Here is a 14351-nt window from a genome sequence, read left to right as displayed (position 1 = left end):
TGAACAAATTATCTAAAAACTTATTGCACAAAGAGAAGCAAAAGAGGAGTAAATGAGAAGACATTAAAACATAGAAATTACGAGCTTTGCCCATCACGCCAGCAAGCTGTGCGCCAAGAAGGGTAAATTTAACCACGGTGTTAAACTTACCCTTCTTGGCGCACTATATTCTCAAGGGCGCGAATATTAGTAATCAAATCCTGGCGTTGTGGGTTGGCTTGTAATGCTTTTCTAAGATGCTTTAGCGCGCTCGGGTAATCTTTAGAATCAATCGCTATTTGCGATAATCCAAGCCATGCTGATAGTTGGTAATCAGGTAGGGCTTGTGCACGAACGTACATAAGTTTTGCTTGGGTAATTTGGCTTTTACTACGATAAATACTCGCTAAACTAAGTAGGGCATCACCTAAATTCGGGTTTATTTTAAGTGCGTTATTTAAGCTTTTAAGAGCACGTTTAGTATTACCTTGCTGCATAGCAATTTGTGCGCTGTATACAGAAAACTGCGCTTGTTCATCACGGGGTAGTTGCTTAGTTAATCTTTTTGCGCTGCTTATTAGTTCTTTAGCTAAATCCCATTTTTGTTGAGATACAAGCCAGCCTAAAGTTTGCACCGTGGTATTAATAACCTCAACTCGCTGCTGTTTAGTGGCGTGTTTTAAACCTTGCTTTAATAAACTAACAGCGCGTTCAGTGCTGCCTTCACTTAAGTGTAGCTGGGCTGCTAAAAGCTGGTTACTGGTATCTTTAGGGTTGAGTTTTAGGGCCACTTCAATAGCAGCAAGCGCTTGCTTTTTTTGATCAAGCTGTAATGCTATTTGCGCACGTTGCAACCAAAGTTCAGCTTTATCAGGGGTTTTATTGAGTAATTCTTTTAATAATGCATTTGCCTGACTTAAATCACCCGATTCAATTAACGCAAACAATAGCCCTTGTTGATATTGACTTGTTTCTGGCGCTAGCATAAGCGCTTGGCGGTACGCCGCTACTGCGCTCCAAGGTTGGCTGTGCTGCACGTGTATATAAGCAAGTTGCGCATAACTTTGTGCGTCAGCTTGGCCAAGCTCAATACTATGAACTAGGTGTGTTTGCGCTTTGTCATACTTTGCTTGTTGCATGTATAAAAGGCTCAAACCTTGGTGTGCTTTTACTAAATCAGGTGAGGCTTTTAAACACGCCAAGTAAGCTCGTTCAGCGTTGTTAAAGTCTTTTGTTGAAAGCAGTACTTGTGCACGTAATAAGTTTAAAGCAGTGCTATCTTCGCTTATATCACGGCCTTTAAATAGCGTAGCGACTTCACTGTAATTACCAGCTTGCAATAGTGGTTGTACTTGGCGAGCAAAACCGCGCTCGTTAGGCTCAATCAGAACTTCTGTAGAGCCCAGTAATTTATTATTTATAGCTAATTGCCATGTTGGATCGCTAGGCGATAACGTTACTTTTAGTGGCGTACTTTTTAATGGCGTACTAGCAGCGCTTGCATGCACGCTACTTACACCTAATAAAGGGAATGAGCACATTAAAGTAGTGATAACTGCGCGAGTTAATGGTTTTAGCGTTTTAAATATATTCATATTTTTCATTTTAATAGGCTTAAGGTTTAAATTCGATTGGCCAAATAAAGCGAGCGCGTACGGTTTCACCTTCTTTTTTAGGTGCACTAAAGCGGCTTTGTTTAATAATTTTGTCGATAGCTGGTTTAAGTTCAGGGTAAGGATTTTGTACTACCTCAATTAAACTTACCTTGCCACTTTCATCAATAAATACATCGAGTTTTACAGTAAATACATCAACACCTCGGCGGGTTAAGCTTTTTGGTAAAACGGCCTTGACGGGAGTAAGCAAAGTGGGGAGACCATCGAGTTGATTTAAGCTAAATGCATCCCAATTTACACTCATTGATTGCCATTGTGGCGCGCTTACTTTTACGCTAGGTGTATCGGGTTTTACAATACTTAAATTGCTGTTGATCTTAATTTTAACGGCTTGAATAGACGCGCCGGCACCTTCTACCGCTAAGCTTTGCATTGGCTCACTTGTTTGCTGTTGTGATATTGATGGAGGTGGCGGAGGTGGCAGTGCCACCATGGCAATCTCACGTACAACGACTTTGTCTTGTATATGATGCTCTGCAAGTTGTCCAAGCCATAAAAGTAGTAATGCAGCACTAAGTACAATGAGGCTAAGGCCAAATGCAAAAAGTGGATGGCGATTGTTTTTTGTTTTTTGAAGCGAGTCAATCGTGTGCATATTATTGCTTCGTAGCTAAGTTAACTTGCGCCGCGCCTGCCAGCTTTGCTTCGTCAATTACTTGAACAAGTAACTCAGTAGGTACTGTTTTATCAGCTTGAATAACCACAGGGCGTTGTTGCTGTTTTAACATTTGCTCGACACTACTACGTACACCAGCAACACCAATTTGGCTACCATCAAAAAATACTTGTTGAGAGTCGGTTATTGCTAAAAATATAACTTGCTGCTCAAGACGACTGGCCGATACGGCTTGTGGTTTATCAACCTCAACTCCGCTTTCGCGTACAAATACGGTTGTAACAATAAAAAATATTAGCAATATAAATACTACATCAAGTAGCGGCGACATATCGATATGTTGTCCCGCTTCTTGCTCTAACTTGTGCTTTAAACGTGATTGCATAGTGTTACCCTAACTGCTTACTTAACGTATGTAATTTAGGATTACGCTGCGAATACGCTAAGTAAGCTTGCATTAACCACGCAGGAATAGCGCAGACAAGGCCCAATTGAGTTGTTAGTAATGCATCACCAATGGCGTCACTCATTAACTCGTTATGGCCCAGCGCCATTACTTTAAATGTATCAAGCAAACCAACAATAGTACCTAATAAACCAAGTAGGGGAAGAGCGGCAGTTAAAATAGAGCTAACCTCTTGCCAATAACCTCTACGCTGCGCTTGGTATTGTTTAAGGTGCAGCAAGTCATGAAAAATTAACTGGTATACAAATAAAGCGAGTAAAAGAATACACCAGCAAATAGGGTTACTAACGATTTTCTCAAACATTGGTTTCTCCTTTTTCTAGTTGACTAAGCTGTAATGCAAAGCCTTCTAGTTGGCTGTAGTACGCTTTTGCTTTACGTGATAGCAATGCATTTAATACCAATGCAGGGATGGCAACGACTAAACCTAATTCAGTTGTTATAAGTGCTTGTGCAATACCGCCCGATACAACTTCTGGGTCACCTGAGCCAAACAAGGTCATCATTTTAAATGTTTCGATCATGCCGCTAACAGTACCTAACAAGCCAAGTAGTGGAGCTACTGCAGCCGTAACGGCAATAGCACCAATAAAGTTATCGAGTTTATGCTTATCGTGAATTAACTGGTTAAATAATTGATCGTCTCGTACTTGGCCTTTTTCACTTTGCAGCGTTAAGTTAAATAACTGCTGCTGCATGCCTGCAAATTCATTGCTATTTTCAGCTTTAAAAAATTGTTTTAATTGCATTTGAGAGTGCATTTTAATTTTACTTAAACGCAGTAGTTGCGCGGCTTTTAATAGCGCAATGGTTAGTGCAAAGCAGGCAAATAAAATAATAGGGATAGCCCACAAGCCACCTTTTTCTAGGTGTTCAAGCGGACTTTCTTGTTGGGCTTGGCTAGTTACTAAGTGCGTTAAACTAGGATCAAAAGTAAGTAATGTTGAGCCTACACCGTTTTGCTTTAAAGTATTATCGAGTGGGTTGTCGTCACTTGTAGATTGCACTAACGCTACTTTTAATGCATTAGATTCATCATCCAAATTTAATAACCCCATAAGCTTAGGTGTTTGCGTACTAAACCATGCAACAGGCCCGATTTGAAGGGTATTAGCTTGGCTTAACTCTCCATTACTTAGCACAACCGATTGCTTTTTAAACTGTGGATAAAGTGCCTGCTCTTGATTATTAATTTGCGATATAACGTGACTTAATAACTCGTTTTGATTATTAGCCGCGTTGTTATTGCCTGAACCATTGCCTGCACTATTAGCGGCACTATTGCTGGTATTTTGGCGCACAAAACGGCTAAGTAAGTTTAATTGATATTGCTGTTGCTGTTGCCAAGTATCTAATCGGGTTTGTAACTGATCGAGGCTTAATGTGTTTTCGTCAGCTAGGCGGCGATTAACTGCGGCTTGTTCGCGTAATTTACTGAGCGATTGCTGCTTGGTAAAAATTTGCTTTGCAAGGGTAGCTTGCTCTTTTGAAATACTATTTTGAGTTTTATTTAGAGTACGTTGCGCTGTTTTAATATCACTTAAAATACTTTGTTTAGCATCATCACTGCTAGCTGCAAAAGAAATGTTTGCACTTAAAAGTAAAACTGTGGCGCTAAATACTTTAATTATGCTGTTAGTAGCCATTATTTAGCCCCTTGCTGGTTTTTATTTACATAACTTAATATTGGGAGTGTTACCCAATCAGCAGCGCGCTTTTTTTGCTGTACAGCAATACCCAGTGCAACTTGTTCTGCATTAATGCTTGAGTCAAATTCCCACTGCCAACCTAAGTCACTTGGAAAACCAATACCTACGTAACTTAAGTCTTCGCTTACAAACCATGCTTGTGCTGCACCTAAATAAAGCTGCTTTACCCACACTTCTTGCCCGTCAGGATGCTTAATAGCCATTTCGTGAATTGAAATACGTTGTTGAAAATCATTAAGTAGAGTCAGCATTTTTAGCGCTGTTTGTAGTCTGTCAGTTGTACTGAGCTGTGAGTCGCTTAAATCACCAGTGTTTTTCCAACTACTTAAAAGTGGCGGGGGGAGTTGCACTTGTAATGAAAGTAATTGCTGAGAAATACGTGCTAGTTGATCATTTAATTGCTGTTGATCATTTTCAAGTTCTGATTGCTTAGTAACAAGTTGTTCGCGTTTTTGGGCAAGCTCACTGGTGCTTTTTTTTCTACGCTGATTAAGCTCGCTAAGTTGCTGCTGCTCAGCATTTAGAAGCGTTAAGGTTTGCTCCATGCTGCTTTTTTGTTCAAGCCAATGAGTATTTAATTCTGTGTTTTGATTTTCTATTTGTAGCCATTTATTAACGAGTTGTTCTAGCTCACTAACAGTGTCGGCCTTTACTGCCATGGTGCTACAAAGCGCGATAACTACGCTAATTGGTTTAATTAAGCTTCGCATTACTTAACAACAATCCTGAAAGTTACGACAAGCAATTACAGGGACGTAATTACTGTTAATTTTTGAGTGTGTATACAATATAGGAATTTACATAACAATGCAATTGATAACAGTTATCGTTTACATTGCGTTGTTTGAATGGTAGGATTTCGCCGAAATTAAATATGTACCTTAAATTAACAATAGTTAAGTGCTTAATAAAAACTACGGAGTAACCATGAGTAAGCCATCGAATAAAGGGAATGCCTACATAAAGCCAATTGCAGCGGTTGTTACGGCAACGCTTTCAACTTGGGCAAGTGCACAGGATGTTCAAGAACTATCGGTAACTAAAGCAGAAACTAAAACTGAGTCTAGCTATGTTGTTGAAAAATCAACGTCGCATAAATACACTCAACCGCTACTCGATACAGCTAAAACTGTAACAGTAATCAACCAAGCGGTAATGAAAGATAGAAACGTAGATAGCCTACGTGATGCTTTGCGTAATGTTTCAGGTATTTCTTTAGCAGCAGGTGAGGGCGGCTCACCTACTGGCGATAGCATGTCGATTCGTGGTTTTAGTGCTACAAATGATATTTTTGTAGATGGTATTCGTGATGTTGCAGGTTACACACGTGATATTTACAACATTGAAGCCGTTGAAGTTGCAAAAGGCCCAGGCTCTGCAGTTTCTGGTCGTGGCGCAACAGGTGGTAGTGTTAATTTAGAAAGTAAAAAGGCGAAGTTAGACAACTTTAACGACGTTTCTCTACGTTTAGGTACAGAAAACGATTACCGTGGTCGTTTTGATACTAACATTCAAGTAAACGACACAAGCGCACTACGTATCAATCTTCTTACTGATAAAGGTGATGTTGCAGGTCGTGATCATGTTGAAAACGAAACAAATGCTGTTGCGCTTGCATTTGCAACAGGGCTTGGTACAAACAGCCGTTTTGATTTAAACCTAGAGTATCAACGCCAAGACAATTTACCAGATTATGGTATTCCTTGGGTTTACAGTGATACGCCAGTAGCTGAACTTGCAGATAGTGCACGCTCACCTTCTCCTGTCGACTTTGATAACTTTTACGGTAATATTTACCGTGATTACGAAGATATTGAAGCTTACTCAACAACAGCTCGTTATGAGTATGATTTTTCTCAAAATACGACGTTACGTGTGCAAGGTCGTTTAGGTAAAGTTAAGCGTGAATCAGTAACAACTGCACCGCGTTATTTCTCGGTTACAACAGACACTGACATTACCTTTGCAGATGAAAAAACACGTGATACTGAAAATTCATTGGCTGCACTTCAAGTTGATTTAATTGGTAACTATGAATTTGCTGGCTTTACTCACGATGTTGTAGTGGGTGTTGAACTTGCAAATGAAACGTTTACACGCCATAACTTTGTTGCCACTACGCCTGATAACCTAATTGAAGATGGAATACGTAACGACTTATACAACCCTGATGCAACAATTGCATTTACGGGTGTGTACGGCCGTGACGGTACAAGCATTGAGGCTAAAGCTAAAAACCAAGCTATTTATGCATTTGATACAGTAACGCTTAACAAGCAATGGGAAGTTACAGGTGGAATTCGCTTTGATAGCTTCACTACGGATTATCACAACGATTATAATGATCCAAGCGCTTTAATTTCTACAAGTGACGATTTATTTAGCTGGAATGCAGCTGTAGTTTATAAACCTACAGAGAACGGCAGTGTATATTTAGGCGCAGGTAATTCATTCAATCCATCAGCGGAAAGCTTAACGGTATCTACGCGTTCAAATGCAGCTGATTTAGACGCAGAAGAAAGCCGTAGTTATGAATTAGGAACTAAATGGAGCCTAATGGATGGTCGCCTGCAAACTAATGCTGCACTTTTCCGTACTGAAAAAACCAATGCCCGTACTGATGACCCATTTGCAGATAGCTCAAGTGATGAAATACTCGGTGGTGAACAGCGCGTACAAGGTTTAGAGCTTTCAGCAACTGGGCTAATTACTAAAGAGTGGACTGTAATTGCTTCATACACTTACCAAGATAGCGAAGTAACTAAAGCATTAGGCGACGACGCAACTCAAATTGGTAACGAGCTTGCACGTACGCCTAAAAATAGCGCGAGTGTTTGGACTACGTACGATATGTCGGATAAATTATCGTTTGGTTTAGGTGCGCAATATGTAGGTGAGCGTTACAACGGGACTACGTCAACACGCTCTCGTGCGCCAGGTTATACTATTTTTGACCTGATGGTTGCGTATGACATATCAAAAGATTTGAGTCTGCAGTTTAATGGTGAAAACCTAGGTGATAAAGATTACGTTGATCAGTTAGGTGGTGGACACTTTGTACCAGGTGATGGTCGTAAGTTTAGCTTAACAGCGAGCTACTCTTTCTAAGAGTAAAATAAGTACGGCATAAAAGGGCAGAGTTAACTCTGCCCTTAATTATTTGATGAAAATGTGAGAGGGCGCACATGCTAGTTAAAATTCCAGAGCTACTAACGAAAGAAGAAGTGGCGTATTGTCATGAGGTTTTGCTTAAAGCGCAGTGGGCCGATGGCAGTATTACCGCAGGGCATCAATCAACCAAAGCAAAAAATAACTTACAGCTACCTGAAAATAGCCCTGAATGCCAAGAGCTTGGCGACATTATTATGGCAGCACTTGCGCGTAGTAATTTGTTTATGTCGGCAGCGCTCCCCGCAAAAATTTTTCCTCCGCTTTTTAACTGTTATCAAGGTGGGCAATCGTTTGGTGTGCATGTAGATAATGCGATTAGACAAGTGCCGGGTACGCCAGTAAAAATTCGTACAGATGTATCAATGACGTTATTTATTAATGACCCCGAAGACTATGAGGGCGGTGAACTTGTTATTGAAGACACTTATGGCTCACACAGCGTAAAGCTGCCAGCAGGCAGTATGGTGTTGTACCCTTCAACGAGTTTACATCGTGTAATGCCAGTAACAAGTGGGCGCAGATTAGCCTCATTCTTTTGGTTACAGAGCATGGTAAACAGCGACGAAAAACGTGGTTTACTCTTTGATTTAGATATGTCGATTCAAAGTTTGCGCAGCAAAGTAGAAGATAGCCCAGAGATTATTCAATTAACAGGGGTTTATCATAACTTGCTAAGACAGTGGGCGCAGACATAACGAAGATACTCGTTATTAAATATTGGATATAAGTAATTAAAAGCTGCGCTTTTCGCGTGAGCAAGCTCTACGCCTACAGCCAAAACTTAACGCTGTGCTGAAATTACTTGTAGACGCGCAGCTTGCTGGCGTGACGAGCGAAGCTCGTAATTTCTATGTTTTGGTCTCTTCTCATTTACTCCTCTTTTTCTTCTCTTTGTGCAAAAAGATTTTAAGTAATTTATTCACAAAGAGGCTAAGAGGGCGCTGCGCTTTAGAGAAGCCAAGAGTAGGTAACAATCAGTTTTAATAATTAAAAGCTGCGCTTTTCGCGTGAGCAAGCTAAACGCCTACAGCCAAAATTTACGCTGTGGTTAAATTACTTGTAGACGCGCTGCTTGCTTGCTGGCGTGACGAGCGAAGCTCGTAATTTATATGCTTTGGTGTCTTCTCATTTACTCCTCTTTTTCTTCTCTTTGTGCAAAAAGATTTTAAGTAATTTATTCACAAAGAGGCTAAGAGGGCGCTGCGCTTTAGAGAAGCCAAGAGTAGGTAACAATCAGTTTTAATAATTAAAAGCTGCGCTTTTCGCGTGAGCAAGCTAAACGCCTACAGCCAAAATTTACGCTGTGGTTAAATTACTTGTAGACGCGCTGCTTGCTTGCTGGCGTGACGAGCGAAGCTCGTAATTTATATGCTTTGGTGTCTTATCATTTACTCCTCTTTTACTTCTCTTTGTGCAAAAAGATTTTAAGTAATTTATTCACAAAGAGGCTAAGAGGGCGCTGCGCTTTAGAGAAGCCAAAAGTAAGTAACAATCAGTTTTAAATATTAAAAGCTGCGCTCTACGCCTACAACACAGCTATAAAATTGAACTCGGTATTTAAAATACTCTGTAGGCGCGGTTTTATACCGCGCACTTATTGTAAGCGCGGAGCTTGTTTTACTTATCCCTTATAACCGTTAGGGTTATTTGACTGCCAACGCCATGTATCTTGCATCATTTCATCAATACCGCGCACTGCTTCCCAGCCAAGTTCATTAAGTGCTTTTTCTGGCGCTGCATAACACGCTGCAATATCACCGGGGCGACGAGGTGAAACCTGATAAGGTACAGCCTGATCGCTTGCTTTAATAAATGCATTAACCATTTGTAGTACAGAGTAACCGTTACCAGTACCTAGGTTATAAACTAATGCACCCGTACTGCTGGCAATTTTATCAAGCGCTTTTAAGTGGCCAATAGCTAAATCTACAACGTGTATATAGTCGCGTACACCTGTGCCATCAACTGTGTCGTAGTCATCACCAAATACAGCGAGCTGCTTTAATTTACCTACCGCTACTTGTGCGATAAACGGTAAAAGGTTATTTGGAATACCATTAGGATCTTCACCAATTAAGCCCGACTCATGTGCACCCACTGGGTTAAAGTAACGCAAAATAGCAAACGCAAAGCGCTCATCTGATTTGGCGATATCTTGTAGCATCATCTCAACCATCAGCTTAGATGTGCCGTACGGGTTAGTAGTACCGCCTACAGGAAAGTCTTCTTTAATTGGTAAGCTTGCAGGGTCGCCGTATACTGTGGCTGACGAGCTAAATACTAATTTAAATACACCAGCATCGCGCATTGCATCAACAAGCGTAAGCGTACCTTGTACATTGTTTTGATAGTACTCAATGGGCTTTGCAACCGACTCGCCTACTGATTTTAAGCCCGCAAAATGTATAACACTATCAACCGTGTGTTTTGCAAATACTGAATCTAAAAAGGGTTTATCGAGAATATCGCCTTGGTAAAAAGTGGCCTCTTTGCCTGTAATATTCTTTACGCGCGCAAGTGATTCTTGTGATGAGTTACTTAAATTATCAATAACAACAACATCGTTACCTTGCTGTAAAAGTTCTAAAACAGTGTGCGAGCCAATATAGCCAGCGCCACCGGTTACTAAAATAGTCATGAAAGCTCCGTGGGTACCTTTTATCAATTGAGTTAATTTCACCATAAATAGAGGTGATTTACATGCTTTATCTGTAATTTCTATAGTTTAAATAACATCTTTTTTTAATAACGGTAAATTAATCACTTTTGATTACATTTTACTCAGTACAAGTAACACTTTATACGTAAGATTAAGTTATAGTTAATAAACAAGTGCTAAAATGAGTCTAGTAATAGCTAATGCTAGGTTTACTCCAATCTACACTTTTGTGATTGGTCTACCTCTTTGGAGAAAGATATGAATTTAGTTAAAAAAATAGCAACAACAATGTGTATCGCATTACCAGCGCTTGCCCATGCTGGTGAGTCTGTTGTTAAATGGCATGACTTTAATGATTATCGTGATGTGCGAGCGTCAAACCAAACAAAGAGCTCATATCACAAAAGTGTGGCAGCAAGTTTCGAAAAGCATATGGCTAAACTAGCCGAGCAATTGCCAAAAGATTATAAATTAAACGTAGAGTTTACAGATTTAGATTTAGCAGGTGATGTGCGTTATGGCGGTATGGACGAAATTCGTGTAGTAAAACCAATTTATTTTCCACGCATTAAGCTAAATTATTCGTTAACCGATAACGACGGTACAGTGCTAAGTAAAGATACTGATGTGGAGCTTAAAGATATGGGCTTTATGGATAAAATTAAAATGGGCCGCGACGAATCATTTTATTACGAAAAACGCTTACTAACAGAGTGGTTTGGTGAACAAATATTACCAAGTTTAGATTAACTGAAAATAAAAATGCCGCTAAATAGCGGCATTTTTATTTTTAAGCTTTACTTAAAAGTAGCTAACAACGTGAGTATTTGTTGTAACTTAATAACGGTTGTTTTCAGTTTTTCTTCTTCAAAACCATCGTTAGATAAGCTTTCAACATCAGCGGCTACGTCGAGTACGTAAGGCTTAAAACGTTTAGCTTCAAAGCTAAAGCCTGAATCGGCAGTAAATAAGGCTTTAAACTTACCGTGACCTTGCTGTTGAAGCTCGTCGAGTTTTTTGTCAGCATCAAGTGCCTGACGGTAAACAATTTTTAAGTTGGCATTGAGTTGTTCAATAATAGAATCCATGGTTTTCCTAAAGCTTTGCACTGCATTGCCGACATAATACTTGGATTACATTTAAAAGTCAGGTTTGTTATATGAATATATCAGGCACAAGTTTACCTGCTGTTTCTGGCTCAGGCCAAGGCAGTGAGCTTTACAGCGCTGCTTTATCTAAAAAGCAGCAGTTAGCAGATGGCGCGGCGGCTCTTGCACTTATTGAAGGTGCTGCACAATCGTCAAGTGCGCAAACACCGGCTAAATCGGTAACTGCATCATTGGGTAACAACGTAAATATATACGTTTAAATTAGCTTAAGATCGATAGGTGTTTTGCTTTTTTGACCACCGATTTCTCTTACTAATTTAGGCACTAAAAATCCAGGCAGAGCTTTTAATAGCTCTGCCATTATTTCAATTGCTTGCGCTTCATTAATATCAAAGTGGCTCGCCCCTTCAACTTTATCTAGCAAATACAAATAATACGGCAATACGTCTGCGTCAAATAACGCTTCGCTTAAATTTATTTGCGCATCGAGCGTATCGTTCACATCTTTTAAAATTACAGCTTGGTTTAGAAGCGTTACGTTTGCTTGTTTAAGCTTTTGCATGGCAGCTTTAAAATCAGCGTCTATTTCGTTGGCGTGGTTTATGTGATTAATAAAAATAATTTTTAATGGCGATTTTGCTAATCTCTCACATAACTCATCGGTAACTCGCGCCGGTATAACTACTGGCAGACGGCTATGAATTCGCATTCGTTTTATTTGTGGTAATTGCTCAAGCTCATCCAAAAACCAGCTTATTGCATCGTCTTTGGCCATCAGTGGATCGCCACCACTTAAAATCACTTCGTTTATATTGGTATCTGATTTTATATAGCTCAGTGTTTCTAGCAGACTTTTTTTATTGAGTTGGTTTTCTTGATACGGAAAATGCCTTCTAAAGCAATAACGACAATTTACAGCACAGCCGGTTTTAAACATCACTAAAACACGCGATTTGTACTTATGTAAAACGCCTGGTTGGTCGTTATCTTGCTCAAGTAGGGGATCCTTATTAAAACCCGATTTAGTCAAAAATTCTTGATGGCGTGGCATAACTTGTAGCAAAAGAGGATCGTTTGGATCGCCTTTGCGTATTTTTTTTATAAAAGGGATAGGCACGCGTACCGGAAATAAACTACGGGCTTTTAGGTCCTTTTCATGGACTTGGCTCGATAAACCGACCATTTCAAGCAAGGTTTTTGGGCAGGTAACTACATTTGCTAATTCTTTTTGCCAGTTTTTATGCAAATTTGCTTCATTTCTTTGTATCATTGGCATGTAGATTACTCGAAAAAATATAAATAGAGGAAACGATGGCGAATTATAGCACCAACGAGTTCAAGGGCGGCCTAAAAATTATGATGGACGGCGAGCCTTGCAGTATCTTAGAAAATGAAATGGTAAAACCTGGTAAAGGTCAGGCGTTTAACCGTGTTCGTATCCGTAAACTTATCTCTGGTAAGGTGCTTGAAAAAACCTTTAAATCGGGTGAATCAGTTGAAGGTGCTGATGTAATGGATACAGATTTAGCGTATCTATACACAGACGGCGAATTTTGGCATTTCATGAACAACGAAACATTTGAGCAAATTGCTGCTGACGAAAAAGCACTAGGCGATTCAGTAAAATGGTTAGTTGAAAATGATTTATGCACAATTACATTATGGAACGGCAGCCCTATTGCTGTTACACCACCTAACTTTGTTGAGCTTGAGATCACTGAAACTGATCCTGGCCTTAAAGGCGATACAGCGGGTACTGGTGGTAAACCAGCAACGCTTAGCACAGGCGCTGTGGTACGAGTTCCATTATTCGTACAAATTGGCGAAGTAATTAAAGTAGACACTCGTAACGGTGAATACGTAAGCCGTGTTAAGTAAGCTTTAACATTGTTTATAAAATCCCAGCTTACGCTGGGATTTTTTTTGGAGAAAATATGTCAGCAGATCTTTGGGCCCCAAGCGCAAGCATTGAAACACTAAAACAACGCGCATCGATATTACGTAGCATCCGTGAATTTTTTTATGTACGTGATGTTTTAGAAGTAGAAACGCCAAGCTTAAGTGCTGCCAGTGTAACCGATGTGCACTTAGCTAGTTTTAATACCACATTTGTGGGCCCAGGGCATGCTGGTGGGCTTCCTCTGTTTTTACAAACATCTCCAGAGTTTGCCATGAAACGCTTGTTAGCAGCAGGCTCAGGCGCTATTTTTCAGCTTTGTAAAGCATTTAGAAATGAAGAAGCGGGTAGCCATCATAATCCTGAATTTACTATGCTGGAATGGTATCGCCCAGGCTTTGATGAATTTACACTTATGGATGAAATGGATGAGTTAATGCAACTTGTTTTAGGTGTCGAGCCTGCAACTAGACTTACTTATCAGCAAGCGTTTGAACAAGCACTCGGCCTCGATCCTTTAACAGCAAGCATAGAGCAATTAAAGCAACTAGCGTGTAAGCAGGGGTTTGCTGATATAGCCCAAAATGAAACGCATAAAGATACCTTACTGCAATTATTATTTTGTATGAAAGTGGAGCCAACAATAGGACAAGAAAAACCGTGTTTTGTTTATCATTTTCCAGCTTCTCAAGCGGCACTTGCACAAATTTGTGAACATGATGCACGCGTAGCAGGGCGCTTTGAGCTTTATTACAAAAATATGGAATTGGCTAACGGCTTTAACGAACTCACAAATGCCAGTGAGCAAGCTAAACGTTTTAATGAAGATAACACATACCGCGCTAACAACGGTTTAAAGCAAGTACCAATGGATACACGTTTAATTAAAGCGCTAGAACATGGATTACCACAATGCGCAGGAGTTGCTCTGGGGATTGATAGGTTGGTAATGCTCGCAACAAATAAAGAAAAAATTAAAGACGTAATAGCGTTTGATGTTCAAAGAGCGTGATGCTTGGCTTGTAGGCGTAGGTGGAATATTTGTAGGTGCGAATTTATTTCGCGCTCG

General features: G+C 40.1%; 15 protein-coding genes. 6 read left to right on the top strand and 9 right to left on the bottom strand.

Annotation, left to right across the window (positions count from 1 at the left end):
* Positions 1-146: 146 nt before the first annotated feature.
* From GQR39_RS01760 to GQR39_RS01735, 6 genes are read right to left on the bottom strand one after another with little or no spacing between them, the layout of a single operon-like run.
* On the bottom strand, positions 147-1574 hold the full coding sequence (locus GQR39_RS01760) for a tetratricopeptide repeat protein (protein ID WP_165734648.1): 1428 nt from the start codon (positions 1572-1574) through the stop codon (positions 147-149).
* A 19-nt stretch (positions 1575-1593) separates the two neighbouring features.
* A complete protein-coding gene (locus GQR39_RS01755) occupies positions 1594-2250 on the bottom strand; it encodes an energy transducer TonB (protein ID WP_165734647.1) in 657 nt (218 codons plus the stop codon).
* A 1-nt stretch (position 2251) separates the two neighbouring features.
* Entirely contained in the window at positions 2252-2656 is a 405-nt protein-coding gene (locus GQR39_RS01750) for a biopolymer transporter ExbD (RefSeq protein ID WP_010555259.1), read from the bottom strand.
* A gap of 4 nt (positions 2657-2660) precedes the next feature.
* On the bottom strand, positions 2661-3041 hold the full coding sequence (locus GQR39_RS01745) for a MotA/TolQ/ExbB proton channel family protein (RefSeq protein WP_165734646.1): 381 nt from the start codon (positions 3039-3041) through the stop codon (positions 2661-2663).
* Positions 3034-4383 (bottom strand): MotA/TolQ/ExbB proton channel family protein, encoded by a 1350-nt coding sequence (locus tag GQR39_RS01740; RefSeq protein WP_165734645.1) that lies wholly within the window; start codon positions 4381-4383, stop codon positions 3034-3036. The genes GQR39_RS01745 and GQR39_RS01740 overlap by 8 nt, the downstream gene beginning before the upstream one ends.
* Entirely contained in the window at positions 4383-5156 is a 774-nt protein-coding gene (locus GQR39_RS01735; protein ID WP_165734644.1) for a DUF3450 family protein, read from the bottom strand. Before GQR39_RS01735 ends, GQR39_RS01740 begins: the two co-directional genes overlap by 1 nt.
* 217 nt (positions 5157-5373) lie before the next feature.
* On the opposite strand from GQR39_RS01735, the gene GQR39_RS01730 reads away from it, so the two are divergent.
* Together GQR39_RS01730 and GQR39_RS01725 are read left to right on the top strand one after the other, a co-directional pair.
* Complete coding sequence (locus tag GQR39_RS01730; protein WP_165724767.1) at positions 5374-7554, top strand: TonB-dependent siderophore receptor; 2181 nt, start codon at positions 5374-5376, stop codon at positions 7552-7554.
* A 77-nt stretch (positions 7555-7631) separates the two neighbouring features.
* Complete coding sequence (locus GQR39_RS01725; RefSeq protein WP_007585050.1) at positions 7632-8312, top strand: Fe2+-dependent dioxygenase; 681 nt, start codon at positions 7632-7634, stop codon at positions 8310-8312.
* 926 nt (positions 8313-9238) lie between these two features.
* On the opposite strand, the gene galE is transcribed toward GQR39_RS01725, so the two are convergent.
* Positions 9239-10255 carry a UDP-glucose 4-epimerase GalE gene (gene galE / locus GQR39_RS01720; RefSeq protein ID WP_024589785.1) on the bottom strand — a complete coding sequence of 339 codons (1017 nt, stop codon included), beginning with the start codon at positions 10253-10255 and terminating at the stop codon, positions 9239-9241.
* Positions 10256-10534: 279 nt separating this feature from the next.
* Between galE and GQR39_RS01715 the strand changes: the two genes are divergently transcribed.
* Positions 10535-11026 (top strand): DUF3016 domain-containing protein, encoded by a 492-nt coding sequence (locus tag GQR39_RS01715; protein ID WP_010555263.1) that lies wholly within the window; start codon positions 10535-10537, stop codon positions 11024-11026.
* Positions 11027-11073: 47 nt separating this feature from the next.
* Here the strand turns inward: GQR39_RS01715 and GQR39_RS01710 are convergent, their stop codons facing one another.
* Positions 11074-11364, bottom strand: coding sequence for a hypothetical protein (locus GQR39_RS01710; RefSeq protein ID WP_007585044.1), 291 nt, complete (start codon positions 11362-11364; stop codon positions 11074-11076).
* Positions 11365-11435: 71 nt separating this feature from the next.
* Here GQR39_RS01710 and GQR39_RS01705 point away from each other — a divergent pair, with 71 nt between their 5' ends.
* Positions 11436-11645 carry a hypothetical protein gene (locus tag GQR39_RS01705; RefSeq protein WP_002960797.1) on the top strand — a complete coding sequence of 70 codons (210 nt, stop codon included), beginning with the start codon at positions 11436-11438 and terminating at the stop codon, positions 11643-11645.
* Here GQR39_RS01705 and epmB read toward each other — a convergent pair.
* Positions 11642-12655 (bottom strand): EF-P beta-lysylation protein EpmB, encoded by a 1014-nt coding sequence (gene epmB / locus GQR39_RS01700; RefSeq protein WP_165734684.1) that lies wholly within the window; start codon positions 12653-12655, stop codon positions 11642-11644. The two genes, GQR39_RS01705 and epmB, sit on opposite strands and share 4 nt — an antisense overlap.
* 41 nt (positions 12656-12696) lie before the next feature.
* Between epmB and efp the strand changes: the two genes are divergently transcribed.
* Together efp and epmA are read left to right on the top strand one after the other, a co-directional pair.
* Positions 12697-13263, top strand: coding sequence for an elongation factor P (efp, locus tag GQR39_RS01695; protein ID WP_010555265.1), 567 nt, complete (start codon positions 12697-12699; stop codon positions 13261-13263).
* Positions 13264-13319: 56 nt separating this feature from the next.
* Complete coding sequence (epmA, locus tag GQR39_RS01690; protein ID WP_165734643.1) at positions 13320-14294, top strand: elongation factor P--(R)-beta-lysine ligase; 975 nt, start codon at positions 13320-13322, stop codon at positions 14292-14294.
* Positions 14295-14351 lie beyond the last annotated feature (57 nt).

Source organism: Pseudoalteromonas sp. C8 (assembly GCF_011378685.1).
In the GTDB taxonomy this organism is placed as follows: domain Bacteria; phylum Pseudomonadota; class Gammaproteobacteria; order Enterobacterales; family Alteromonadaceae; genus Pseudoalteromonas; species Pseudoalteromonas arctica.
This window is presented reverse-complemented; position numbering and strand designations above follow the sequence as displayed.

Coding starts and splice junctions, on each gene's coding strand:
- GQR39_RS01755 (WP_165734647.1), bottom strand. CDS start 2,250: ATGCACACGATTGACTCGCTTCAAAAAACAAAAAACAATCGCCATCCA.
- GQR39_RS01730 (WP_165724767.1), top strand. CDS start 5,374: ATGAGTAAGCCATCGAATAAAGGGAATGCCTACATAAAGCCAATTGCA.
- galE (WP_024589785.1), bottom strand. CDS start 10,255: ATGACTATTTTAGTAACCGGTGGCGCTGGCTATATTGGCTCGCACACT.
- GQR39_RS01740 (WP_165734645.1), bottom strand. CDS start 4,383: ATGGCTACTAACAGCATAATTAAAGTATTTAGCGCCACAGTTTTACTT.
- epmA (WP_165734643.1), top strand. CDS start 13,320: ATGTCAGCAGATCTTTGGGCCCCAAGCGCAAGCATTGAAACACTAAAA.
- efp (WP_010555265.1), top strand. CDS start 12,697: ATGGCGAATTATAGCACCAACGAGTTCAAGGGCGGCCTAAAAATTATG.
- GQR39_RS01750 (WP_010555259.1), bottom strand. CDS start 2,656: ATGCAATCACGTTTAAAGCACAAGTTAGAGCAAGAAGCGGGACAACAT.
- GQR39_RS01760 (WP_165734648.1), bottom strand. CDS start 1,574: ATGAATATATTTAAAACGCTAAAACCATTAACTCGCGCAGTTATCACT.
- GQR39_RS01725 (WP_007585050.1), top strand. CDS start 7,632: ATGCTAGTTAAAATTCCAGAGCTACTAACGAAAGAAGAAGTGGCGTAT.
- GQR39_RS01745 (WP_165734646.1), bottom strand. CDS start 3,041: ATGTTTGAGAAAATCGTTAGTAACCCTATTTGCTGGTGTATTCTTTTA.
- GQR39_RS01715 (WP_010555263.1), top strand. CDS start 10,535: ATGAATTTAGTTAAAAAAATAGCAACAACAATGTGTATCGCATTACCA.
- GQR39_RS01710 (WP_007585044.1), bottom strand. CDS start 11,364: ATGGATTCTATTATTGAACAACTCAATGCCAACTTAAAAATTGTTTAC.
- GQR39_RS01705 (WP_002960797.1), top strand. CDS start 11,436: ATGAATATATCAGGCACAAGTTTACCTGCTGTTTCTGGCTCAGGCCAA.
- epmB (WP_165734684.1), bottom strand. CDS start 12,655: ATGATACAAAGAAATGAAGCAAATTTGCATAAAAACTGGCAAAAAGAA.
- GQR39_RS01735 (WP_165734644.1), bottom strand. CDS start 5,156: ATGCGAAGCTTAATTAAACCAATTAGCGTAGTTATCGCGCTTTGTAGC.